The organism is bacterium, from assembly GCA_023382385.1.
In the GTDB taxonomy this organism is placed as follows: domain Bacteria; phylum Electryoneota; class RPQS01; order RPQS01; family RPQS01; genus JABWCQ01.
Window position 1 is genome coordinate 380848 of record JAHDVH010000002.1, and the last position, 24896, is coordinate 405743.

Genomic DNA, 24896 nt, shown 5'->3' on the forward strand with positions numbered 1-24896 from the left:
GCGATGACGTACTACAACGAGAGAAGTCAAGATAGTGAATTAAACACTCTTAACCCTCTTACCCTCCTTTCAAAACATACACTCGATTCAAACGAAAAGCAAGCCATTCTTCACAGCCCCGCAGGATTCTTATTTGTAACTTCCCAGCGATTGGAACGGTTCCAGACGCCTGATGCGCGGGCGATGCGGATGCACGCTGTATCAAGCCGTCAGCTTACGATACAGTGAACGGCGTGGACGATCATATTGCGACCCGAGTTCAGTGCGGCGACGCTGCTCATAGGCCTCAAAGTTACCTTCGAACCAACGAACAACTCCGTTACCTTCAAAGGCTAATATGTGCGTGCAGATACGGTCCAAGAAGAAGCGGTCGTGGCTGATTACCATCACACAGCCGCTGAAATCGAGTAGTGCGTTCTCCAGACTGCGCAGAGTTGTGATATCTAAGTCGTTACTCGGCTCATCCAGCAGCAGGAAATTCCCGCCCTTTCGCAGCAGTTTCGCAAGATGCACGCGATTGCGCTCTCCGCCCGAAAGATTGCCTACGAACTTCTGCTGATCTCCGCCACGGAAATTGAATTTCGACACATAGGCGCGCGATGAGATCTCTTTGCCACCCATGAAAATTGTGTCGGTTCCGCCTGTAATCTCTTCAAAGACGGTGTGTTTATCGTCCAAGTCATCCCGCATCTGGTTGACGTACTCAAGAACTACCGAAGGTCCGAGACGGATTGAACCGCTGTCGGGCTTCTCTTCGCCCGTGATCATGCGAAACAGCGTCGACTTTCCTGCGCCGTTTGGGCCGATAACGCCCGTGATACTGCCTGGCGGGAGAAACAAATTCAGGTCCTTGATAAGATTGACGTCACCGTAGCTCTTAGATACGTTCTCAATCTCCAAAACGACGTCTCCCAGATGCGGTCCGGGTGCAATCTGAATATCCATGTTCTGAGTGTTCATCTCAAACACTTCTTTGGACCGTTGCTCATACTCGGCCATGTGCTTGTGACTCTCGGCAAGACGATCCCGCTGCGTCATCCTAATCCAAGCCAGCTCGCGTTTCAAAGAGGCCAATTTTGCTGAAGGCTTTTTGTCCGGACTCTCCATGGTCTGAATTTTTTGCTCAAGCCACGACGAGTAGTTGCCTTCCCAGGGAATTCCCTTTCCCGCATCAAGCTCGAGAATCCACTTTGTTATGTTGTCCAGAAAATAGCGATCGTGAGTGGAAATGATGACCGTCCCCTCAAACTCCCGTAATTGCTTTTCCAGCCAGAGCACGGTTTCCGCATCGAGATGGTTTGTCGGCTCGTCAAGCAGCAGAATATCCGGACGCTCGATCAGCGCACGACAGAGCGCAACGCGCCGCCGCTCGCCGCCGGAGATCTGCGAGACCGGCATATCACCGTCCGGCAGGAAGAGGGCGTCGGAAGCCACTTCAACTTGATGCTCGAGGTTCCAGCCGTCCACCTTATCAATCTCGTCCTGCAGATGCTGCATGCGATCAAGGGCTTTCATCATGGCATCCCCTTCCATCGTCGCCACGTCGTTGGCAAGCTGATTGTACTTGTTCAGCAAGCTAAGGGTCGGAGCAAAAGCCGTCTCAACATTCTCACGGACAGTCTTGCTCAAGTCGAGTTCGGGCTCTTGAGCGACGAGCACGGCACGCACACCTTTAGCGGGCTCCGCAGACCCCTGGAAGTCTTTGTCCAATCCTGCCATGATACGAAGCAGGGTTGACTTCCCCGAGCCATTGTCTCCCACCAGTCCGATCTTCGCTCCGGGATAAAATGCTAGGTTGATATCTTCAAGAACCTTTTCATGACCATAGAGCTTGGTCAGGTTCTGCATGACAAATATGAATTGAGGAGCCATATGCCTTTCTGCAAAAGTGAAACATTGACTTGAGGCGTTTCATGGCCTCACTACTCGAGAAACTAACGGCGGCGATGCCGAGTTCTCATTAATCGGACTTCGGTCGTCTGACAAAGACTGCCACGATGGCGACTAAAGCACTGATACCGATTGCCCACCTAAGCTCGAGTGCGGTCTGATAGTGAGTGGCGGCCCAGGTTAGCAGAAGAAAACAGGCAACACCTGCAATGACACCTCGCACAAGCGGCCACAGGAAGAATGACGCCACCTTGCTGATAATCCCGAACACGACAATTACAGCGAGCAGCCCCAAACCAACCTTAGTCCAAGTCAGATCATTAAGCCAATCAGTAGTTATCGGTAAACTAAAATCCATTTGTAACTCCTCAGTCACGCAAGTGTATAGTTAATAATATTCCAGCATGTACACAGATTTCCGCGGCCGCTTTTGCACCACAAGACCCTGAGCCGAAATACCATCACACGGAACTCCGCTAAAAATCCTGCAGTTATCACATTCAGCACAGCCTCGTTCTGGCACTCACGCTAATGAAAGTAGTCACTATAGAGAAATCGTTTTATCTTGCGCGTGGAGGTCTTCTCAAATTCACCTTCAAGCAACCGCCACTCTCGAATGTTTTGATACGCCGGTGAACTACTGTTGTATCTGCGGATGACTTCAGTTGCAATCTCCTCGGGAGATTTTTGCGACGAGTGAAGTTGGACGTACTCATCATCCAGTTTTATCAGCGCGCACAGTTTCTCTCCCCTTCCGCCCTTTCGCTCCACCGCGAGCACCAAAGCATCGGAGATCGCCTCCTCTGCCATCAGTTTAGCCTCAATTTCCTCCGGATACACATTCTTTCCCGCCGACGTGACAATCACATTCTTGAGCCGACCCGTCAAATACAAATACCCGTCACGATCGAGATACCCTGCATCCCCGGTATGCAGCCAGCCCTCCTGCAACACGCGGCTTGTTGCGTCCGGGTTTTCATAGTACCCCTGCATGATGTTTGGCCCACGTGCGCATACTTCGCCGATTCCAGCCTGATTGGGATCCTTGATCCTCAGAGTGACACCTCGCAATGCGGGTCCCACCGAACCAATCTTGTTTCTCGCCGGCGGGTTAACGCAGAGGACCGGACTGGTTTCGGTCAGTCCATAGCCTTGAACCAGCACAAAGCCCAGCGACTCGAAGAACTTGTTCACAACAACCGGCAGAGCTGCACCGCCGGAAACCATGAGTCGAACCGAACTCAGTCCAGCTTTTACACGGAGTGACTTGAAAAGAGTGCGACCTGGATTCAGACCGAGAGGCCGAATGCATTGCGAGATCCACATCAAAGCATAGAAAAGCGTTTGCTTCATCGTCGATGATGAATCAACGGCACGCAGAATGCCGATCTTGATATTTTCGAACAGTTGCGGAACACCTACCAGCACGCTGACTCCGCAGATGCGTATGTCATCAATGACGTCGCGGGAGCGAAAGCTGGTAGCAAGTGTCGCACGAGCACCTTTCGCGATCGGAAGCAGCATCGTGACCGTGCTGGCGAACGTATGATGCAGCGGCAACAGCAACAGGAAATTGTCTTCCGCCTCTATCTCGCAAACCTCGCAGCACGCCAACACGTTGGAAATCAGGTTCTCATGCGTGAGTACAACGCCTTTCGAGTGACCGGTAGTCCCGGATGTAAAGATCACAGCCGCCACATCCGTCGGACGCCGGTCGAACGGGACATCTTCCAAATTCGCATCGTCTTCCGCGCCCGTTACTTGCGTGAAGCATTCGACTCTCACCAGATGTTTTTGCTTGTCTTGAATCTCTTGAAGCTGAGTCACAAAACGCTCGGAACAGAGCACAAGACTTGCATCGGACAGTTCGAGGACATGCAGAATCTCAGCAAGTGGCATGAGCGAATCTATCGGCACAACAATGCATCCGGCCTGCAAAATGGCGAGATACGCTATCACCCAGTCGCTGCTATTCTCCCCAAGCAACGCGATCCGATCATTCTTCTGAAGACCCGCGTGAAGTAAACTCCTCGCACGTCCTTCGATCTTTGTCAGAACATCGCCGTAGGTAAGCCGGAAGATTTCTTCACCCTTCCGATACTGCAGGAACGGCTCAGCGGATCGCTTAGCTGCTGCTGCACGAAATAGTGCGGGGATTGTGTCGGCAATTACTCCCGCCATAGCTGCTATCCTTGCACCTTTGCGGGTTTCCTGATCCATTTCCTAATCAGGAGCAAACCAATTGGCGAAACCAAGGCAATTAGACCATAGATTGCCCATAGGGTTCCGCTGTCTTGTGCGCCCTGTTCGGGGATGAAGTGTTCGAGCATTGTTCCAGAGTACAAACCCGTCGTGAACTTGGCAAGAAACCACGGTATCCCTGCCAATCCCATATACGCGCCAACTTGGCCGGCAGGAGCAAGTTCCGCTACGTATTCAAAGAACCTGCTCGACCAGATGGCTTCCCCCAGCGAAAATACCAGAATATAGGTGATGAGCAGCGTTACGTCCGGTGTTGTCGCAAGGATGAATGTGGACAATGCCGACACTACGGTCCCGACGATCATCATGGAGATAACATTCACTTTGCGCGTCATCGCCGCGACGAGCGGCACGGCAAAGGTGATGATCAGAGGATTCAGTCCCTGAAACCACTCGTAGCGCGCGCCAACTGCATCTGGAAAGCAGCGCATTATGTAGTGCGGCATGGTCAACCACTGATGCGCAAACATTGTTCGCACCGGCAATAGCACAAATATGAAAGCCATAAATCGCGAATCCAGAATCGGGAGCGATCTAAGTTTCTGACTCAATGTTAGTCGTTCAGAGTGCTCCAGCTTTATGTGCACGACGCGGTCATGATCTTCCACTTTGCGTGTAAACAGCAAGAGTATCGCCAACAGCACTACCCCGTTCACTGCGGCCATCGTCCAGAACACCGATTCAATGCCGCCGCGCTCGCGGATGTAAGGTGAGACATAACTTTCAATCACAATCCCGAAGTTCATGATCGCATAGATCAAACTGTAGCTGATTGCGGAAGTCCGCGGGTCGGAGAACTCCTTTGCACCTGCGTAGAGCGACGGCTGCAGGACGCCGGTCCCGAGCGCCATTAACGCGAGGCTTGTCCAGAGCATAATCTCGGATGCGTCAAACAGAGGGCTTGAGGTGAGGAAGATGCGGCCCACAAGTAACAGCAGCAGCGAAACCATCAGCGCCTTGCGCACTCCCAGCCGATCCGAGACAAAGCCGCCAAAAAACATAAACAGCGTGACCGCACCCGTAAACATCGAGACGGCCACGCCGGTCATCTGGTCGGTCAACCCCAGCTGATCGTGGATGAACAACGTCAGCAAATTCAGAATGCCGAAGTAGGCGATTCCGTCACCGAAGTTGACAAGGTTAACAAGCCAGTATGCGCGTGAAGCGCGGGTCATGATTCGAAAACTCTCTCGCAGCGAGAGATTCTCGGAGTCAGCTATGGGCGAAGAAGTACCTTTTGTTGCAGACATTGAGCAGAATTGAAAAGGTGTTAGAATCTTGGCAAAGTGGAGGATTGATCAGATGCTATTGTCCTGCTTGCTCTGTTCTAATCAGACCGGACAAATCGTAACCCAGTCGTTTGATCTCATCGAGGATGCTCTGCAAGAGAGCATCCTCCATCTGCGGAGCGCGGGATAGAATCCAAAGATACTTGCGGCTTGGCTCACCCACGGCAGCATAACTGTAGTCAGACGCGAGGCTAATGATCCAATAGTCTCCCCACACAAATGGAAGGAAAGAGAGCAACTTCGGAGCAAAACGAACTTTCAGTTTCGAGTTCGGTCCGTTTGCTGTCGCCCGTCTTGCAATGCCTTCTGCTTGCGTCGTGAGACCGTTCTTGCCCTTGCAGCTATTCACAACGCTGACTCGCCCGTCCGGCAAGAGAGTATATGTGGCGACTACATCAGCCGAGCACTTCTTCTGAAACCAGTTAGGCAGTCGTGCGATCTCATACCACGTGCCGACGTACCGATTCAAATCGACTTCGGGAACGGTATTCAGTGTTGGCATGCTGTCCGCAGTTGCATTCAGAATGAGGCCGAGAAGTGCGAGAGCTAAAAGTAAACGTACGCATTGGGGTTTACCCCCATGCTTGGGATAACAAAGCGAATAACGCATAAGGCTCCGAAAGCAAGGTTTTACTCCGGATTTCCCTTTTTCAGGATCAGCTTGTCATATAGAACAAGGATGATGGCCGTTGCCAGCGCCAATCCTCCGAAGATCATCCACATCAAGTCTGGTCGTCCCTGATCGCGCGCCAGCGTGCCGTAGAGTTCACCCGAAAGCCGACCTCCGAAGATATTCCCAAGAGCGATGGTCCAAAAGTAGAATCCCATGTACATCGCCACCTTTTGCTGCGGTGCAATACGGCCAACGTATTCCTGACTCTTTGGAGAAGCGATCATTTCGCCGAATGCAAAAATGGTTATCGCAAGCGTCACCAGCCATCCCGTCGCAAGCCACGCGCTCATACCGATACCGATCGCCGAAACAATAATTCCGATGACCATTACGGACAGCGGCGGGAAGAAACCTATCAGGAACGAAACAAGCACCTGAAAGACGACGATTGCTCCCGCGTCGATGTTGATGATATACTCGGGATTGACCTGCCGATACTTCTCTGCCCACGTGTGCGCCAGAGCTTTGACTGCGGCCGAATCCGCACTCCATGGTTCTTTCCCGTTGGACGCAGCGGGCAGCGCGGCAATGGAGGCCCGAATGTCCTCCTCAGGCACGCGCACTTTGAAGTCAAACAGCGTGCGCCGGATTTTCGCAGTCTCCTCCGCACTAAGCATCGTCCCGACTTCGCCTTTGCGCATCGCGGCGGCAGTGTGGATTTCGGAAGCAAGCAGATCTTCATTGACTGCTGCGAACTCGCGGGCGAAATCTTCGCCTACCCAGTTGCGCGCCGTATTGACCATGTCGCTCGTATCCACGAAGTCACGAATGTACTCAGGCATGGTTAGAAAGATCTGATTAAACGAAGTCCAGAAACCTGACAGAATCAGCAGGTAGAGAGCGAACTTCCAATTGCCGAGCTTGAGCGGCTGCATGAGCCAAGACGACGCCAAAGCTTTCTTGGCCCGTGCGCGCAACGGAACATCAAGCAGCAGATTCAACACTACCCACACTGCACCGATGACCAACATTTGATTCCACGAAATGTAACGGCCGGAAATCGCCAGCAGCGTCAGCAGAACAAAGACCAAGAGGAAAAAGCGGCCATTGCCCAGCACCTCCACGATTCCCGACAGCACCTGCTTTATCGAGCGTTTCTCACCGCTGGTGGCTTCGGTAGTCGGCTCTTTATAGAAGAACAGGAGCCAGAAGAAATTGCAGGCGATCCAGAACGAAGAAGCGATGAACACCCAATCCCAACCGTATCTCACTCGCACCATTCCCGCGACGATCGGCCCGATGAATCCGCCGATGTTAACCATCATGTAGAAGATGCCGAAGCCCATGGACGAATTTGTTTCGTCCGTGGTTCGGGCCACCGTTCCCACGACCACCGGTTTGAAAATCGCGGCACCAATGGCAACAAAAAGAAAGGCCATGAAGAAGGCACCGAACGAGTGGAACTGACCGAGCAGGTAGTATCCAGGCACGAGTAGTGTGTAGGCGACGATGAAGGTCTTCTTGTAGCCGAAGCGGTCGCCCAATGCGCCAAACACGACGGGCAGGAGATAGAGAATGAACGGAACGATACCCTGCAACATGCCGCGCTGCTCGGAGGTGAAACCGAGCGCGCCTTCTGCCTTGGAACCGGTGATGTAGAGGGTCGAGACGGCAAAAAAGCCATACCAGGCGAGCCGCTCGAAGATTTCCATCGTGTTGGCGACCCAGAAGCTCTGCGGCAATTTGGAGCGCGGACGCTTGGCCGCGTCAGGGGAGATTGGAGTAGCTGTCATTGAGATACCCGTGTGGGTGAAACGTAGGTTGGCTCAAGATAGGGACTTCGCACCACGAAATCAAACCAGTATGGCCAGGAATCCCGCATTCAAGACGGCTGCCTGCCCCTCAAACCGCCCCTAATGTGACGTTTTCACAATGTGATGGCCCCGTTCTTCGGGCGGGACATGGGGCGTTCATCTGTAAGAACACCTTGAGTAGCGTCTGAAAGCGCTACTCCATGCCACTCTCTCGAAGTCCCGAGCTTGTAGGAAGCCAGGAACGACGGTCAAATCCGCCGGATCCCACGTTCGTCCACGACTCCGCAACAGTCCGACTTGAGGCAAATACCACTCAATACGCTTCAAGGATTCGGGTTTTCTCAACTCTAAATTATGAAAGGAAACAACTTCATTTCCAGTCGATTTCTTAGAAATTCCTCTTAGTAAGCTCGTTCATTTAGCTTGGAAAGAGTTATCGTTTGAAGATAGCTGCATTTGCAAGTTTAGAACTTAGATTTTCGATCACGGGGACTCACAGTTAGAAGCTTGTGGATCTGTGGATTCAGTGCTAGATAAATAGAAAGCGTTGCATCATGCCTTTCGCTCAACTATCGGCACAAACAAGCATTCACATGTCCGCGACACAAATACGAGCCAGACTGCCATTCATCCAGCCGGGAAAGGCCTTCGATGAAAGGTCACGTAAACTCCGAGTCTTCAAGAGAAATGAGATCTTGGTAGTTCGCGGCTGGCCGGACTTGATGGCTTGGCAAAAAACCGCGGAGAATCCACAGTGGCGATACATCAGACCTAAACTTACTGTCATTCCCCCTTGGACTCCTGGACTACAACTGTCCTTCTATTTCGCTCTATCTGATCGGGAGATTCGCTGGCAGAAAAACAGAATCGCCGAGTTGTGTTGGCACGGTCTTATTCCAAGAGAAATTCGCCGAAGTGTTCACTATTATCCCTGTCGACATTGGCACCTGTTGCAACTCGCCGCGCGCTGTGGCAAGCCGGGTGCGGATTTGCTGCAGACCAATCCTGCACTTGCATATGCGCTGTCATCTGGTTGGGTCTTTCATCCGGTCAAGCGTCACTTGTCGAGTGCCCGGAATCTTTTGAAGGCCGGACGCGACCAGCGCGATATTCTGAATTGGCTGGGATTTCCTCCCACACAGCAGGTTCGACGAATTACATCGCGGGTTATTCATCCAGCGTTGAACATCACAAGATTGTTATACCTGCGTGATGCTGTTAAAGATAGTGTGACGACAAAGCAACTCTCGCACTTGCCTCGCTTGAACGCCGGAGTATTGCGCATTGTCACAGATTCCAAACTGCTGCCGTGGGCCAACATGTCTCTGCTTTCCCAAGTTTCCCAAGCTACGCAGGAAGACAGCTATCCGGAAACGGCCCGCCTGCTGCTTGACTGCATCGAGATCGGTACCAAGCTCGGAATTCGAACGTCTAAACTCGCAAGCAGAAAGTCATTCGATGAACTTCATCAACTTTGGCGGTCACTTGCCACTCGACGCAATCTCTATGAACTGTGCAAAGGCGACACTTCCTTTCCCGATCCGCCAATTCCCGGAACGCCTGACATTGTTCCCATCGATTCGCTTGACGAGATGATTGATGAAGGCAACTCCATGAGAAATTGCGTAGCATCGCCCAGTTACTTGACTGCAATTCGCGGAAAGAGACTCTACCTCTATTCCGTTCGGGAACCTGTTCGCTGCACCCTCTCCATTGCCTGGGTGGCGGAATCAAATCAATGGAGTGTGGATCAACTTCGCTCAGTTTGCAACGGTACCGCACCTCTTGAGGTCCAGCGTACGGTGCACGACTGGATATCGAAGCATGAAGACTCGACCGGTTCTTCCGAGAATCACGCAACACATAGACTCAACATCGAGACTGACATTGACGAACCGCCCCCCTTCGCCGATGATGCGCCATTCTGATCCGACTCTGCCGTTATAGGTAAAGCGATCGCATCTATCGACTTTGCGACTCTTATCCAGCGTTGGACACAAGATCAGATTTGATCTATGACAGATAGTAACCAAACAGTTCCATCCACCGCGCGCTTGCAGAAAAACGATTCACTAACCAAAAGCCGAGCCGTGCAACAGTCTGCACTTTTCGCTGTGATATGCCGAATAGAAATGAAGCAAGTGTCGACACAGTGTAGAACCATGATCATCCGAAACACAAAGCCCCTGACATCATCATGTCAAGGGCTAAGTCATCTGCGGAGAGAGGGGGATTCGAACCCCCGATACGGTTTCCCGTATGCACGCCTTCCAAGCGTGTGCCTTCAACCACTCGGCCACCTCTCCAGCACGCCGCTCTCGAAGAACGGCGATCGTCTTCAAACTAATCTATCTCTTTCTCGCCCACATCTTCTCGATGTAGGAAACTGCCTCCGGTGTCTTGCAGTTTGTCTGGCCGTGATCCACATGAACCTTGCCGATTCTTTTCGCCGTGGCGACTGCAAGTCTGCGCAGTTTTTCGTTTCTCCCGCCAATACAAATCACAGCGTTGTTCATCGCGTAACGAGTGTAGTTCTTCGCGCTGTGGATCTCTTTTTCGATGATCTTGAGCCGGTCCTCGAAATATGAATCCGGCAATCCGGACTTCAAATTTAGTGCCAATCCGCCCACTATCGTCCAGCCTGTTTGACTAATCCATTCGTCTTTCGACTTGATCCATGTCTCCGCCTTGGAGTGCGCAAACTTCGTCTTGCCGATTAGATTGCCCAGCATCATACAGACGCCGTAGTTTCCCAGGTCCTTAACCCAACGATCGATTTCGCTTGCTGAAAATTGATCCGGATCCGCAATCATCATCGCCAGATTTCGCGCATCGGCATTCTTTGATGCCCACAATTCTTGCGCCAAAGCGTGATCAACCTTAATCTTCTTCTTAAGCTTGTTCAACTCCGCAAAGCTGACACCAAACATCGGCTCAGACATGCCGTGACGCTTATAAATCTTCACGGCCTGCGCCGTTCCGAGTTTCTTCATCTCGGCCATCAAGGTCTCGAATGTCCAGCCGTGAGTTCCGTTCGGAGAACCGGAAGCCTCTTTTGAACGTGTCGCCTTAGCCGCGCTCTTGGCGGGCTTAGCGTCCACCTTGTTGCTCAGCTTTGCCGCTTCTCTCAACAACGATGCAAACTTGCGCGGCTGAATTTCTCCAAGAGACGCAACCTTGACATGCCTCATGCCCTTTCCAGCCCCTTCGAGCAAATCGCTGTCAAGCTCTGCTCCGCGCGGGAATCCGAAGTTGATACGCTTTGCCACTCCCGCAAGATATGCGACATTCTCGCCGTTCAATTCGTACCACGGATACCCCCACCTGACGCGCACTTTTACCTTCGGCAATGTGCTTGCGATCAGAGCATGAAGTGCTTCAGCGATTTCGCGTTGCGGTTTGGCCAGCGTTTTGAAGTAACTCTCGGCGGACGCTTTGCCATCAATGAGTTTAACCGTTGCCTTACTCATGTGACCCCTAAATCTTTCCCGGCAAACCCAACGATCTTCTCAGGCTTCCCAACTGTCCCGCGTGATACGCCTCGTGCTGTAAGAAGAATTGCACGCGCCGACCGTAAGTTTGTAGACTGCCTTCTTTGCGCTGCGGCCACAGATCATCCCAGTCGATTGCGAAATTCTCAATCCCTGCTTTTAGAATCGCGTGAGTCTGCTCTTCATCCGCTTTGAGTTTCGCGAGACTCAGGAGCTTTGCCTTGTCTGTCTTTGGCCACGATTCGTCATAAACGGAAAACTTCGCGTCGTTCCACGGATGCTTCACTTCCAGAATCTTGCATACGTGCGTCCGATAAGCCACGATGTGCCCCAGCACATAGTTTACTGGATTACCGGAAGGTTTCGGTTCCTGCAACGCTTGCGCTTCCGTCACCTCCTCAAGATTCGTGATGATGCAGAAGTGGCAGAATCCCAGTTGAGCGAGCAAGTCGTCTGTAGTCATCCTGATACTCTGTTCGATGGGGCGATACTGCCCCGGCTGTTTCCTGACCGGGGCAGTGTCCGTTGCGGAGAGAGAGGGATTCGAACCCCCGGTACCGACAAGCGGTACAACGGCTTTCGAGGCCGCCGCATTCGACCACTCTGCCATCTCTCCTTACTTTGCTCCGGGCCGGTCGATGACCCGTTGCAATTTCTCAATCTACATATCCACTCTCTTCTCGAGAGCGTCAGATCCTATTCGCCCTGCAGAAGTTTCGACACCTCGTTCGTGAACACCGAACCGAAAATCTTCATCGTGCGCATTAGCGCGCTCATGTCCGGGAAGCTCTCACCGCCAAGTTGAGCGGAGTCAAACAGCGCGTTGCTCACAGCCGATCCAGAAGCAACACCGGTAATTCGCGCATTAAAGATCTGTGATCCATCCTGCACCGCCCGCAACTCGTGCGGAATTACGTAACCCGCGCGCACTTCCCGAAAATCCGAAAACTCCATGCGCACCGGTTTCGAGTCCAGGGTGCTCTCCGACTGAACCAGCACAAAGTGTTCCTTGTCATACCAGCTCGTCATCGTGATATCTTTGCCGTTGGACTCTTTGAGCGGCGTCGTGATCACACGGCACAAGCGTCCCTGCACGTACTCTTCGCCGACGAGCACCGAACCTGCCGCCGGTTCCTCCCAGTAAAGATAACCACGCACGCGGTTGTCCACGTCTCCGCGCGGAACTTTCAGCTTCATCCCCAGTATCTTCGCCCACACCTGCTGCCCGTCGAACAGCACCGTTAACGGAAATCCGTCGCTGCTGCCTTCCTTGAAGAGCGTCGCGTCCGTGCGCCACTGGCTTCCCCGCGCGTAATAAGTCGCGTCTATTGTGAAGACGTCCTGCTTCGGCTGCGTGATTTCTCCCCGTATCTCCAGCATGACGCCGTTCAGCGCATCCTGATGCTTCGCATGATGCGCCTTGGCCTCGCGCACAAAATCGTTGATGTCATAGGCAAACGCAGAGGTGGCGACAATGATCGCGACAAGGAAAATCTGTAGCACATATCTTTTCATGACTACCCACCCTTTACATCACAGCGCTTTCGCTTCCGTTCAGCTCTTTTGCCCTTGCAACTCCCCATTCGCAGGCAAGTTCAAGAATTGGTTTCAAAGATTCGCCGCACTTTGTCATTGAGTACTCCACGCGCGGCGGAATCTGAGGGAAAATCTCCCGCCTGATTATCCCGTCCCTTTCAAGTTCCCGAAGCTGATGAATCAGCATTCTCTGAGTGCACCCGTCGATCTGTTTCCTCAGTTCACCGAAGCGCTTGGTGCCATCTTTAAGATTCCACAGAATCAAGGTTTTCCATTTGCCTCTGAGAATTCGTAATGTAAACTCAATGTAGCATTCGAATTCTTGGTCATGAACTTTGAACATCGCGGCCCCACCCTTGGTATACTTCCTCGCACCATGTTACAAAATTGTAAGCACTTGATTGAAGGTAATTTACTCATTACCTTCACCGAAGAGATGCAATGTAGCTCTGACCTGAATCACCCGCAACCCTTACAACCGCAAAAGACAGGAGTCACCATGAGAACGCTTGGAATCTTAATCCCTCTTCTCGCGCTCTGCTTAACCCCTCAATTGTGGGCTGCCGACGGAACTGCTAATCTGAATTCCGCCGCTAAGAAGAGTCTCGCGACGCCCGATGAAGTGCGCGAGTTTCCCTTGGGAAAACTGGAATTAGTGCAAGTTGGCGGTGTTACAATTGGTCGGGCAACCTTTGAACCGGGATGGAGATGGTCGACATCCCTTCAGCCGATTGCTCAAACTAAGAGTTGCGAAGCGCCCCACTTCCAATATCACGTCTCGGGAACTCTCAGGGTTCGCATGGACGATGGAACGGAATTTGAGTGCAAACCGGGAGACGTTTCACTCTTTCCTTCTGGTCACGACGCATGGGTGGTCGGTGACGAACCCGTTGTGGTCGTGGATTGGCATGGAATGGTAGAGTACGCGTCGAAGAAATAGCGAATCGCTCTCGGAATTCATCGAATCTGAAACCGTAGCGCCGACTGCCTGACAGCCTGATTCGCCATTGTGTGCAAAGGACAACCTCTTCATGCAGTGGCGAATCAGGAACTTCTTACTACGAGATACTCCTTCTTCCCCTTGCGCAGCACGAGCAGCTCCCCGTCTATCGCCTGCGCAGCATTTACAGTGTGTGAGGCGTCGCTGATCCGCACGTTGTTGACATACACCCCGCCCGCCTCGATCATCCGCCGCGCTTCGCCCTTCGACTTGAAGAGTCCCGCGTCCACCACCAGATCCACCACGTTCCTGCCCTGTTCGAGAGCGCCACGCTCCAGTGCGTGCGACGGCACATCCGCAAAAATCCCCAACACATCTTTCGCGCTCAGGCCGTCCAGCTCACCGCCGAACAACACCTTTGCAGCGCGCTCCGCCGAGTGCACGCCCGCAGCGCCGTGCACCAGCAACGTTACTTCGCGTGCCAGCACGGTTTGCGCTTCACGCTTCTCCGGTGAACTCGCCGTCGCTTCCGCAAGTTCCGCAATCTGCTCGCGCGGCAAGAACGTAAACGTCTTGAGATTGCGCTCCACGTCGCGGTCGTCGGTGTTATACCAATACTGATAGAACTGATACGGCGACGTCATCTCTGCGTCCAGCCACACGTTCCCCGCCTCAGTCTTGCCGAACTTCTGTCCGCTGGCTGTCGTCAACAGCGGAAAGACCAGCGCGTGCGCTTTGCCTTGTCGCTTCCGTCGGATCAGATCCGTTCCCGCCGTGATATTGCCCCACTGATCGCTCCCTCCGATTTGCAGCGTGCACTGGTAGCGGTCGAAGAGCATCAGATAGTCATACGCCTGCATCAGACTGTACGTGAACTCGGTGTAGGAGATTCCGTCTTCGCTTTCCAGTCTGCGCCGCACGGATTCTTTCTGCATCATCACGTTGACCGAAAAATTCTTCCCGATCTCGCGCAGAAATTCGACCATCGTGACTTTGTTCAGCCATTCGGCGTTGTTGACAAGCCGCGCAGGATTGCTCTTCGCGTCAAAATCGAGAAAGTGCCGCAGCTGCTTCTCCATCCCGATCATGTTCTCGGAGATCTGCTCAAGCGTCTGCAGATTCCGCTCTGCCGACTTCCCCGACGGATCGCCGATCATTCCCGTCCCGCCGCCCGCCAACGCAATCGGAGTGTGACCGAAAAATTGACAGCGCCGCAGCTGCAGCAACGGAACCAGACTTCCCACGTGCAGCGACTTCGCCGTCGGATCAAAACCGGAATACACGACCAACGGCGATTTCACCGCTTCCGCCGTCTCCGCGGTGGCGTCGAAAATCAGCCCGCGCCACTGAAATTCTTCGAAGAGCGTCACCGGAATCTATCCTCGCGGAGCTTCGTACTTGCGTTGCATCCGTGTGCGTTGTGCTCGAACTCGGCTGCCTGTATGCAGAGCTTCCAAAGCCGCGATCGCAGTGACATCGTTCACCGCTAGCACCTCGTTGCTGCTTGGCACACACAGATTCGGAGCGGAGTCAACCCACCACTTCGTCTCGTCGTCCTGTCGCAAATTGAGATGCTCGCGTGCGCTGACCAACTGCTCGGCAAACCGCGCGGGACGCAAACTCAATCCGCGAATCGCCATCGCCGTGTGCCACGAAGTCAACCCGCCGGCTTCACCGAATCCGCCCAGCACGTGCTGCTTCCCGATAATCCACTCGAGCGAACGTTCCACCTGCACTCGGTGACCGCCGAATGCGTCGAGCGCTTCTACGGCCAAAACCGTTGAGACAAGTTGCGACTGCATCGTCGAACGCGGAAACGAACCGTCGCGTGACTGTGCCCGCCTGACGAAATGCGCGGCTTTATTCATCGCCCGCACTGCACCCGTCTCACCGCTTTCACACAGCGCGAGCAAAGCAAGACTCGTGGCTTCAAGGCTTGCATGTGTCATCACACCACGACGCGCCAACCAATTCCCGCGCGGCAACAATGCAAAACTTCCGTCGCGCAACTGCACGGCCGAGAGAAACTCAACCGCGCGCCGTCTCGCCCAGCGCGTCTCCAGCGGCTCGTCTCCGAACAAAGACAGCGCGTCCAACGCCAACGCGGTCGTCATCACGTCCACCGGCTGTCCGCTGCCGATCGACCACCCGCCGGAAGCATCCTGCGAATGTGCGAGTAACAGCGCGTGACCGGCGACATCGTTCGGCTCCATGCCCGCCAGCAGCAGCGACCGCAACACCATCGCGTGCAGTGCCATCGAGACGTCGTTCGGAGCTTGCACAAGGTCCTCGCCGTCCCACTGCTGCAGCACACGCAAAAATCTGTATCCTCGTTCAAACAGCGTGTCACTCGCGGGCAAGCCTGCTTGACGCAAAGCGGACATCGCAAGTGTCGTCGTGCGCGCGTCGCCGTTCCACGAACCGTCGCTGTGCTGTCTGCGAATCAACTGCGACACGCGCTCCGCATCCGTCCCGGGGTCGTTCATCAGCAGATGCGCGGCGAGCTTGCGAGAACGCACTGCGTGACGGAGACTCCATTCCAGTGCCGCATGCAGCGCAGGCTTGGCAATCTGTTTGTATCGCAGTGGCGCGCCGAGTCCCGTCGCGTGACCCAACAGCAACAGCGTTTCCACGCGCAGCTGCTTCTTGGAAGGATGAGCTTCCAACCAATCCACCGCTCTGGACAGCGCCGGTCTGGCTTCCGGTCGCTGCGACTGACTTAGCGCCTGCACAATCTCCAGCGTGTGCGAAACGTCGTTGCCCCACGACCCGTTCTCAAGCTGTTCGAGCAGAATCGGCCGGACGAGCGGCGCGACATCGTCGTTCGGCAGCTTGCCTAACAGTGTTCCCATCAGCAACGCAAGCGCATTGCGTTCGGCGCATGGCTTGACGGCCACCGGCCAGACGGGTAAGTTGCTGTCGGCGCGTTGCGCGAGGCGCGTGCGCAGTTGCTCAATCGGATTAGTAGTCGGGGTGGCCAAGCTTTTTGTCTTCTCGCTTCTTTGCAAAAAACGCAGAGAGAAGTTCGGAGCATTCCGCGCCTCGCACGTTCCGCACGAGGTGACTGCGATGATTAAGTCGCGGATCGGAAAGCAGGTTGTAGAGACTGTCCGTGGCGCCCGCTTTCGGGTCCGCCGCGCCGTAGACAACGTAGGGAATCCGGGACAGAACGATGGCACCCGCGCACATCGCGCACGGCTCCAACGTCACATAGAGGGCACAATCCAATAAACGGCGGCTGCCGAGTGCTTCAGCCGCCGCCGTTATGGCTATCATTTCCGCGTGCGCGGTCGGGTCCTGCAGGGTTTCGGTCAGGTTATGTCCCCGCCCGATCACGACCCCGTTATGCACTATGACGCAGCCAATCGGGACTTCGTCTTTCTCGGCGGCTGCTTGCGCTTCCGCCAGCGCCGCCCCCATCCAGCGATCATGATCCGGCTTGCCAAAGGACTCAAGGATGCTGTTCATCACGATCGGGGCCTGCGCCTCACGTTCCCTTTATCCTGTATCCTTTTTCTCGTACGCCCGTAGGGATTCGAACCCCAAACCTTCTGGTCCGTAGCCAGACGCTCTATCCAGTTGAGCTACGGGCGCATGCAACTTCTCGAAAAACAAACATTTCACGCAAGTCGCAAGTAAACCCAAGTATATGGATTTTGAGGACTAAAGTCAAGGCGCATCCTCTTACATTCGCACCTCGCCTTGTCCGCTTTCACGTAATGTTTGTCCCGCCCATTTTTCCTCCTCTGTCATACTGGCAGCAGGAAGGAGTCCACGCAGAGTAGGTCACGCCTAAGCGAATTCCCAACAACCGGAACAGCTCGCCATACTGGATAAAGTGCTTGACCCCGCTTTCCCCCCATAACCTCAATTTGCCCAAATGTTTACAACATTTTTACGAAAACTACTTGACTTTTTGTAAATATTGTATTATATTAGCATCTGTTCGTCACATGGGTCCCCCGTGACGGGCCCCACCGCGCAGACCATCCCTTACCAATTCTGAATGCGCAACAACGAGTCCAGCAGCTTCGCACTCGCACGTAATGAGTCATTCATTATCTGAATCTTGTCCAGTTCGCGCGACTGCACTACCGCATCTTCAAAATGTCCCCACTCATACGCCAGAAATCCCAACGCCAGCCGTGACGGCACGTATGCCGGATACCGCTTGACCGCCTCCTCCCACAGCGAATCCGCCAAGCGCGGATAGTCCAGCCGCAGCGCGAATACCCCCATCCAATGCAGCCACTCCGGATTGTCCGGATCAAGTTCGTGCGCCCGCGACATTGACTGATACGCCGACACATAATCCGGCAGGCGCGCCTGCAATTGCGCCCGCGTCACCCACAAATCGCGCACCGGCAAACTTTCAATGTTGGGTATCTCCTTATCGAGATAAGCCAGCGCTGCCGAATCGCCCTTGCTCGCCGCAATGTCACTGATCACCATCTGCAATGAATCCAGCGGCGCACCGGAAATATCGTCCGGCGCCGGAACTCCCGCCCGCTCGTATTCTTCGCGCGCCTGATCAAAATTGCTCGTCGCCCACAACGCGTCCGCCAATCCCAACCGTGCATCATCGTTACTCGGATCAATCGAAAGCGCGCGCGAAAAACTCGCAATAGCTTCCGAATACAGCTTGCCCCGCAGCGCGGTCTGTCCGAGATTCGCAAAATCCACACGCGGGAATACCGTCGCCGATGCTTCCGCCGAGGGAAGATTCGCAGGCAGGAGCAACGCAAGATAAGCCGCTAACGCAATCGTCACGCGCACCGTCTCTTTCTTCCGAAACGCCTCCACAACTCCCACCAGAGCCGCACCTGCCAACGGAATGAAGATCGCCATCAGCGGAAAACGATACTCCGACGAAGCGAAAAACACCAGACTCGTGAGCAGATAACCGAGCGTGTAAAGCCCGAAGACGGCAAACTTGCGTCTCTGATGCCAATTGAGAATCACACCAGCCAGTGCCAGCGGAAGCAAGAGTCCCCAGCGGAGAGGCAATTTGTCGACCATCGGCACGACCAGTTGCGTCGCGCGAAACGAAAAGTTGTTGGCAATCTCTTCATTACGAATCGTCCACCATAACTTTTTCATCGCCAGCCGCGACCAACCAAGCGGATTGCGCGTCATATTGCCGAGCGCCTGATCGCGCCAGTAATTTGCCGCCTGCGGCAGCGTCAGAATCTTCCCCGCGCGTTTGCTCGCCTCTCGCCGAAAACCTTCTGCCTCAGTCGGCGCATCGAACGAACCGACGAAATCGAGTTCGTCATAGATTCCCGAAGCTCCCGCGCGATTGCCGATGTAGAAATTTACACCGCCGGACGCCGTGACGAACACCGGACTACCTCCAGCCGTCGCATTGCGCAGTGAAATCGGCAGATGCACAGCCAGCAGCGCGAGCACGAACACCACCAGCGGCGCCGCGAACACCTTGCGCATGCGGATTTGCCACACGTAGTACAACAGCAGTAACGCGGCAAACAGCAGCACCGATGGCCGTGCCATCGCCGACAGCGCACACAACGCTCCCGCAATTCCCCACACCCACAACCTCTTCGGTTCACCTTCCCACATTCCTCCCGGCACGAGCAGCAGATAGAGCATCCCGCTGTTCAAAAACAGAATCCACGACGCGGAAAGCAGCATCCCGTCAAAGTAAAGCCACGGCGAGTAGAGCAAACCGATGACTCCTGCGACAAGTGCGGCGGTGGCTCCGAAGAGCTTCCGCGTGAGCAGCAGGATAATCAGAAACGTCGCGCACGAGAGGAACATCTGCGCCAGCACAACCACGGCGGGAGTATGATCTCCGAAGAGACGGAAGATCCAACTGATGAACAGCGGATAGCCCGGTCCAAGCCAGAACGGACCATCCGGATGACCGTGTCCGGTCGCCAGCGAAAACCCCCACAAATAGTAGGTCTCGCTGTCGAGCACCGGAACTTTCAACAACACGGTTTTCTCGAGCTGGCCGAACGTCGTATAGCGGACAAACGCGAAAAGCGCCGTTAGTGCGGCGGCGAGTTTGCTGAAGTGCTTTTCCGAAAATGACATGAACCCTCCAGTCTGTCAAGTTTGATAAGCTAAGGGTTTTGCGCGAGGGAAGCAAGCGCCGCGCTGAACTGCGTGCACGGGAGCAGAAAGCCCCGCACGAATGCGGGGCTTAGTGATTGGGCGGAGAAGGAGGGAGATTGCTTCTACGCCACGGGCTTGCTCAAGGCCCTGCCTACTTCGCGAGCAGGATGCGATGCACGACCGACTGATTCGGTGCTTCCAAGCGCACGAGATACAGACCGGACGTCAGCGAGGACGCATCGAAGACCAGGGAGTGCGATCCGGCTTCGAAGGTTCCGCTGGCCAGCGCCGCAACTTGCTGTCCCAGTAGGTTGAAAACGGTCAGATTGATGTCTGCCACTTCCGGCAGCGTGAAATGGATATTGGTCGTAGGATTAAACGGATTCGGATAGTTCGAGACTTCCGGTCGCGTGACCATCGACATCGCCGAACCGTGCGAACCCGGCGTCACCGTCGTCGGCATGTGCAGTTCGTTGACGCCCCACAGATGAATCTGATCCTGAGTGTAGTGGGTCACAATACCGTTCGGCCACAACACGGAGACAGAGTATTCTTCGCTGTGATCACTCGAAGTGTTATAGAAGAATTTCGTCATGCCGTCCACACCGGGCTGGCTCGCATACATCGAAGTCGCGGCCCACTGCTTTCCGGTCGGGAAGGTCACTTCAACCAGAGCGTCCATCACCGGCGTCGTGCACGTTCCCGGTCCGCAAAGCTTCAAACCGAAGAACTCATTGTTCAATACGGCATTGTTGCGGAACAGTCTGACGGTGCCTATACCCGTAGCCATCACACAGTCGAGGTCCCCGTCGTTATCGAAGTCCGCCCACGCCGAAGAGAACGACCCTGCGCCCGGCTCAATCAACGGATTGCCGCCCACCCACGGACGCCAGCCGTTACCGGAGAGGTTGATTAGTACGACGTTTCCGAGTCCTTTGCTGCGCGAGAGATACAGGTCGGTCCAGCCGTCCCCGTTTACATCCACAGCGTGCGCGCTGTGTGCATACTTTGTGAGGCTGCGCAGTTCGAATGCGTCGCTCATGTTCTCAAACCACGGAACTTCACGCGGGTCGTTTGGCGTGCGCTGATAGAAGAGACAGTTGTTCTCTTCGGAGCCGCACAAAAAGAGATCCAGATTGCCGTCCCGATTGAAGTCCGCCCACGTCAAACCGCTTTGGCCGCCGTTGCTCGGAAGATCAGTGTAGATCGCGAGGTTGCGATACGAGTCGCCCTCATATCGCCAGAGGCTGGCTTCGCCGTTCAACTTAGTGATAAAGTAATCGAGGTCCCCGTCCTGATCGAAGTCCACGGGACTGATTTGCGCGACATTGGATTCCATAAGCGGTCCGTCGCCGGCGCGCTGTTCGGCATACTCCTGCGCAACTTGCGTGAGCAGGACCATTCCGTCCGAACTGCTCGAGCGATTGCTGAACAAGAGGTCGAGCGATCCGTCCTGATCGGCGTCGCACCACGTCGCCGAGCGAATACCCGCGTCAGACAGCTGCTCGAGGTTCAATACGACTCGCTGGTAGCGCAGATTGCTGTTCAGACGATACAGTTCCGCACCATCCGCGTTTCCGGTCAAGCAAAACAGATCCATCCGTCCGTCGGCATCGAAGTCGACGAAGCGGGCGCTGCGCACACGCGTGATCTCGTCAACATCATATGCGCTCGACGCGTCGGTCCAGTTCCGCCCGTCATTTAAGAACAACTTGCTTCCGGTGTTGAACGAGCTTCCCAGGAACAAATCTACATTTCCGTCACCATCCACATCCGCCCAAGCCACGACCGAGTAGTGCCCGTTTCTAAACTGATTGGGCGTCACTTCGGTAAAGCTCTGACCAAACGCGGCTCCCGCAAGCGCCGCACACAGGGTCAGGATTAACGTGGTGCTCTTCATATCCATTTCCTCCGCACATTTTTCTGCAAACATTCATCTTTATATCCGTCGGGTCTTCTTTTGGCAAGCCATGCGCCAAGCGAAAAAAGTCAAACGGACACAGCGAAACTGTGAAAGAAATGAGAGTTATGATAGCGACCCGAAAAGTCAATGTGGTGTGAAATCCACCGAATACACATTTGTGTTGCGGGAAATCCACCACGAGGGCAATTTGCGTTAGAGTCGTTTTGAAATGGCTGCGGTGCAGAAAAACAAAAAGAGGTGGTTGAACTTCACCACCTCTTCGACGATCGGTTCAAGCAAACCTGTTACGCTTTCTTTCCGACGAAGATCCAGCCGCCGCCTTTCCGGTTGTCCGTGCGCAAATCCATCCACATCGCGAACGCCGCCAACGGATAGACGACCGCAATCCACGGTACGACCACGACGAAGAACAACTTTGAAACATTCAGCAGCTGCATCGGCAACCGTTGCAAAAGCTGCCAAGCGATCACGCCCCATACGGGACCGTAAGTGGCATCCAATCGGTCAATCTCAAAACCCGCGCGCGTGGCCTTGTCAATGAACTCCTGCCGCGTGTAGCCTTCACGGACATGCTCGCCGACGACGGAAATGTCTCCTTCCACATACTGCTGTGTGCCTTCCAGACAGGCTGGTGTTGTGGCAATCAGATAGCCGCCGCTGCGCAGTGAATTGTAGAAGTTCGCCCAGAGTTTTTCGTCTTCGAGCACGTGTTCGAGCACGTCGGTGTTGAGAATCAAGTCATAGCTGTCGGCTTTCGAATACTGGGTCAGATCACCGACGTCATACGTAACATTCTGTTGGCCGACCGCTTTCGAGAACCAGCGGCAATCTTCAATCTGCTCGGCTTTCACATCGAGCGCGTAAACTGTCGCGGAGGGAAACGTCTTTGCCATCTTGTAGGAGAACTGACCGAACCCCGAACCGGCATCAAAGATGTTCCACTTGTTCTTTGTGGGACGCAGACGATTCAGTTCGCGGCGGATATACCAGTTGCGCAGGAAAAGCGCGCCGAGCATCGTGTAGAACAGGCGGCGCAGCAGCGGCTGCCGCGACACAACGCGCCCCAGCGAGGCTTTAACGGGATCGTATTCTATGGCGTGTTCAGGCAATTCGAAAACAGAGTAGAGGTGAAATGTGAGTCAAGAAATCTTCTCGCGCTATGCACGGAGAGAGTTTTGCGCGAACGCTTCGAGCAGTTCACAAGGCCTGTGCCACGAAAACTCTTCGGATTTGGTGCGGACGTGCGGCTCGAAAGCGGCGCGTCCTCCGGCGGCATAGAAGTGCGCGACTTTCTCGGCAATCGCGTGAGGATTCTCGCCCTCAACCACAAATCCGCTCTTGCCGTTATCCACAACTTCAGCCAGTCCGCCGACCCGCGTCACGAGCACCGGGCAACCGTGCGCATAAGCCGTGACAAGAATACCGGACTGCGTGGCGTGGCGATAGGGCAGAATATTCAAATCCGCGGCGGCAAGATACAGTCCGATTTCATGCGCGGGAACAAACTTGGGCCTGACGATGACGTGGGCGCGGATGCCGAGTTCGTCAATCAGCTTCTCGTATTTTTCCTGTCCGTCGTAGAATTCCCCCGCAATCACAAGCTTGATGTCGGGATCATTGCGCACGATCTCAGGCATCGCCCGCAGCAGTACATCCACGCCTTTGTATTCGCGAATCAGCCCGATGAAGAGCAGGAGCTTCTTCGCTTCGATGCCAAGCTTCGCCCGCGCGGCCTGCGGCCCTGCGGTGAATTGGTCGTAGCACTCATAGACCGGCAGCGGTGTCGGGCGAATGTTTTCCTTCGGCCAATCGGGGAAAAGTTTGCGCGCGGTGTCGGCTTCCGCCGAGCTAAGGGTCAGGATAAACGAACCGCTGCCAAGTGCCATCTTGGTGAACGGCAAATCGCCGACGCGCTTCTCGTGCGGCAGCACGTTATGGCAGACGAACGCGGTCTTTCTGCGATACGATTTTCCAAGCAACTTGGAGACTCCCCAGAACGCGGGACCGAAAAACGGAATCCACCACTTGAAAATCACCAGGTCCGGCTTGTGGTTCCGGATAGCCCGCGCGGTGCGCGGCCACGTCAAGGGATTCCACGCGACCAGCAGTCGCTCCGAAGGAATATTCTCCACTTTCGAATCATCCAGCTGCGTCTGCCCGGGAAAGAGCAGTTTTGGGAACTGCTTCTTGAAGCCGACAACGTGTGCGTCATGCCCGCGCTCGAGAAAAGTTCTGTATAGCGCGTTCGTGGTTTCCGCAATCCCGCCGCGAAACGGCCAGGCTGGTCCGACGAGGACGATTCTCAAGGCTTGCTGTGTTTCTTCACCGGCGCGTAGAGCGCGTCGTAGTAATTTGCCAGATAGACGCCGAGCGAAAGATAGCCCAGCAGATTGCGCGTCCGGTAGGCCGAGCGGTAATCGTTGTAGCGTTCTTCAATCAACGGGTTGCCGTATTCGTTGACGGCAAGGTAGTCGTCCTTGCGCGCGTCGGTCTCAATCACATAGGCCACGAACGCGGCGAGCGTCACGGCCTGCAGCACTGCGAATACTGCACCTTTGGCTTTCTGTTGTTTGTAAGCCTGCCCCCAGCCGGGCAGCACGGCTGAACGCCACGACGCGGCGAGTTTGGCATTTGCTTCAGGCAATCGATAGGCTTCGGGCTGCGAAAGCACCCTGTCCGCGTATTCCCGTTTTGCCGCTCGAAACACTTCAAGAATCTTCGGCGACGTCAACACAGGATCCATTTCGAACGCGGGGTTAATCGCAACGATTCTCCGGAATTCACTGAGCGCAAACTCCTGCTGCTCGCGTGCGACATAGATGGTCGCGAGCACGACGTGAAAGGGGATTTCCGCCAAATCGTCCACGCTCTCCGCTTCGCGCAGGCCGCGCAAGGCCGAAAGTTCCGCCTCTTCGTAGCGTCCTTCTTCCACCGCAGTCTGAGCGGCCCGCCGCAATGAATCGAGCGGTTGTGCGGACGCGTCACCCCATGCGAACAGCAAACACACGAGCACAACGCTCGCGTATCGCGACCAGCACGGGATGAGCGACAACCTCAAT

The 24896-nt window shown here is 54.6% G+C and carries 20 protein-coding genes and 3 tRNA genes; 2 read left to right on the forward strand and 21 right to left on the reverse strand.

Going from position 1 to position 24896, the window contains the following annotated elements; all coding sequences use genetic code 11:
- Positions 1–201 precede the first annotated feature (201 nt).
- The 6 genes from ettA to KJZ99_05835 form a co-directional block, all read right to left on the reverse strand.
- Entirely contained in the window at positions 202–1872 is a 1671-nt protein-coding gene (ettA, locus tag KJZ99_05810; protein MCL4305411.1) for an energy-dependent translational throttle protein EttA, read from the reverse strand.
- Between the two features lie 88 nt (positions 1873–1960).
- The gene (locus KJZ99_05815) at positions 1961–2248 is read right to left on the reverse strand and encodes a hypothetical protein (GenBank protein ID MCL4305412.1); all 288 of its coding nucleotides are present in this window, start codon (positions 2246–2248) and stop codon (positions 1961–1963) included.
- A 170-nt stretch (positions 2249–2418) separates the two neighbouring features.
- Complete coding sequence (locus tag KJZ99_05820; GenBank protein ID MCL4305413.1) at positions 2419–4071, reverse strand: AMP-binding protein; 1653 nt, start codon at positions 4069–4071, stop codon at positions 2419–2421.
- A gap of 5 nt (positions 4072–4076) precedes the next feature.
- Positions 4077–5327: an MFS transporter gene (locus tag KJZ99_05825; protein MCL4305414.1), complete on the reverse strand. Its 1251-nt coding sequence runs from the start codon at positions 5325–5327 to the stop codon at positions 4077–4079.
- Between the two features lie 130 nt (positions 5328–5457).
- Positions 5458–6051, reverse strand: coding sequence for a lipocalin family protein (locus KJZ99_05830; protein MCL4305415.1), 594 nt, complete (start codon positions 6049–6051; stop codon positions 5458–5460).
- Between the two features lie 20 nt (positions 6052–6071).
- On the reverse strand, positions 6072–7847 hold the full coding sequence (locus KJZ99_05835; protein ID MCL4305416.1) for an MFS transporter: 1776 nt from the start codon (positions 7845–7847) through the stop codon (positions 6072–6074).
- 971 nt (positions 7848–8818) lie between these two features.
- On the opposite strand from KJZ99_05835, the gene KJZ99_05840 reads away from it, so the two are divergent.
- Positions 8819–9796 (forward strand): PcfJ domain-containing protein, encoded by a 978-nt coding sequence (locus KJZ99_05840; protein ID MCL4305417.1) that lies wholly within the window; start codon positions 8819–8821, stop codon positions 9794–9796.
- Positions 9797–10087: 291 nt separating this feature from the next.
- Here the strand turns inward: KJZ99_05840 and KJZ99_05845 are convergent.
- From KJZ99_05845 to KJZ99_05870, 6 genes are all read right to left on the reverse strand, one after another.
- A tRNA-Ser gene (locus KJZ99_05845) sits at positions 10088–10174 on the reverse strand.
- Positions 10175–10216: 42 nt separating this feature from the next.
- On the reverse strand, positions 10217–11338 hold the full coding sequence (locus KJZ99_05850; protein MCL4305418.1) for a DNA alkylation repair protein: 1122 nt from the start codon (positions 11336–11338) through the stop codon (positions 10217–10219).
- 7 nt (positions 11339–11345) lie between these two features.
- Entirely contained in the window at positions 11346–11822 is a 477-nt protein-coding gene (locus KJZ99_05855) for a DinB family protein (GenBank protein ID MCL4305419.1), read from the reverse strand.
- A 65-nt stretch (positions 11823–11887) separates the two neighbouring features.
- Positions 11888–11975, reverse strand: a tRNA-Ser gene (locus tag KJZ99_05860).
- A gap of 80 nt (positions 11976–12055) precedes the next feature.
- Positions 12056–12874, reverse strand: a complete 819-nt coding sequence (locus KJZ99_05865; GenBank protein ID MCL4305420.1) for a hypothetical protein — start codon at positions 12872–12874, stop codon at positions 12056–12058.
- A 13-nt stretch (positions 12875–12887) separates the two neighbouring features.
- On the reverse strand, positions 12888–13238 hold the full coding sequence (locus tag KJZ99_05870) for a helix-turn-helix transcriptional regulator (protein MCL4305421.1): 351 nt from the start codon (positions 13236–13238) through the stop codon (positions 12888–12890).
- A 237-nt stretch (positions 13239–13475) separates the two neighbouring features.
- Here KJZ99_05870 and KJZ99_05875 point away from each other — a divergent pair, with 237 nt between their 5' ends.
- On the forward strand, positions 13476–13835 hold the full coding sequence (locus KJZ99_05875) for a cupin domain-containing protein (protein MCL4305422.1): 360 nt from the start codon (positions 13476–13478) through the stop codon (positions 13833–13835).
- A 104-nt stretch (positions 13836–13939) separates the two neighbouring features.
- Here KJZ99_05875 and KJZ99_05880 read toward each other — a convergent pair whose 3' ends face one another.
- The 9 genes from KJZ99_05880 to KJZ99_05920 form a co-directional block, all read right to left on the reverse strand.
- Positions 13940–15205, reverse strand: coding sequence for a tyrosine--tRNA ligase (locus KJZ99_05880; protein MCL4305423.1), 1266 nt, complete (start codon positions 15203–15205; stop codon positions 13940–13942).
- 6 nt (positions 15206–15211) lie between these two features.
- Positions 15212–16816, reverse strand: coding sequence for a hypothetical protein (locus KJZ99_05885; protein ID MCL4305424.1), 1605 nt, complete (start codon positions 16814–16816; stop codon positions 15212–15214).
- A complete protein-coding gene (gene tadA / locus KJZ99_05890; GenBank protein ID MCL4305425.1) occupies positions 16797–17303 on the reverse strand; it encodes a tRNA adenosine(34) deaminase TadA in 507 nt (168 codons plus the stop codon). The genes KJZ99_05885 and tadA overlap by 20 nt, the downstream gene beginning before the upstream one ends.
- A 52-nt stretch (positions 17304–17355) precedes the next feature.
- Positions 17356–17429 (reverse strand) — tRNA-Arg (locus tag KJZ99_05895).
- A gap of 399 nt (positions 17430–17828) precedes the next feature.
- Entirely contained in the window at positions 17829–19892 is a 2064-nt protein-coding gene (locus KJZ99_05900; GenBank protein ID MCL4305426.1) for a tetratricopeptide repeat protein, read from the reverse strand.
- Between the two features lie 172 nt (positions 19893–20064).
- Positions 20065–21813: a T9SS type A sorting domain-containing protein gene (locus KJZ99_05905; GenBank protein MCL4305427.1), complete on the reverse strand. Its 1749-nt coding sequence runs from the start codon at positions 21811–21813 to the stop codon at positions 20065–20067.
- 308 nt (positions 21814–22121) lie between these two features.
- Positions 22122–22946 (reverse strand): class I SAM-dependent methyltransferase, encoded by an 825-nt coding sequence (locus tag KJZ99_05910; GenBank protein ID MCL4305428.1) that lies wholly within the window; start codon positions 22944–22946, stop codon positions 22122–22124.
- 48 nt (positions 22947–22994) lie between these two features.
- Positions 22995–24143, reverse strand: a complete 1149-nt coding sequence (locus KJZ99_05915; protein ID MCL4305429.1) for a glycosyltransferase — start codon at positions 24141–24143, stop codon at positions 22995–22997.
- Positions 24140–24895 (reverse strand): hypothetical protein, encoded by a 756-nt coding sequence (locus KJZ99_05920; protein MCL4305430.1) that lies wholly within the window; start codon positions 24893–24895, stop codon positions 24140–24142. Before KJZ99_05920 ends, KJZ99_05915 begins: the two co-directional genes overlap by 4 nt.
- Between the last annotated feature and the right edge of the window lies 1 nt (position 24896).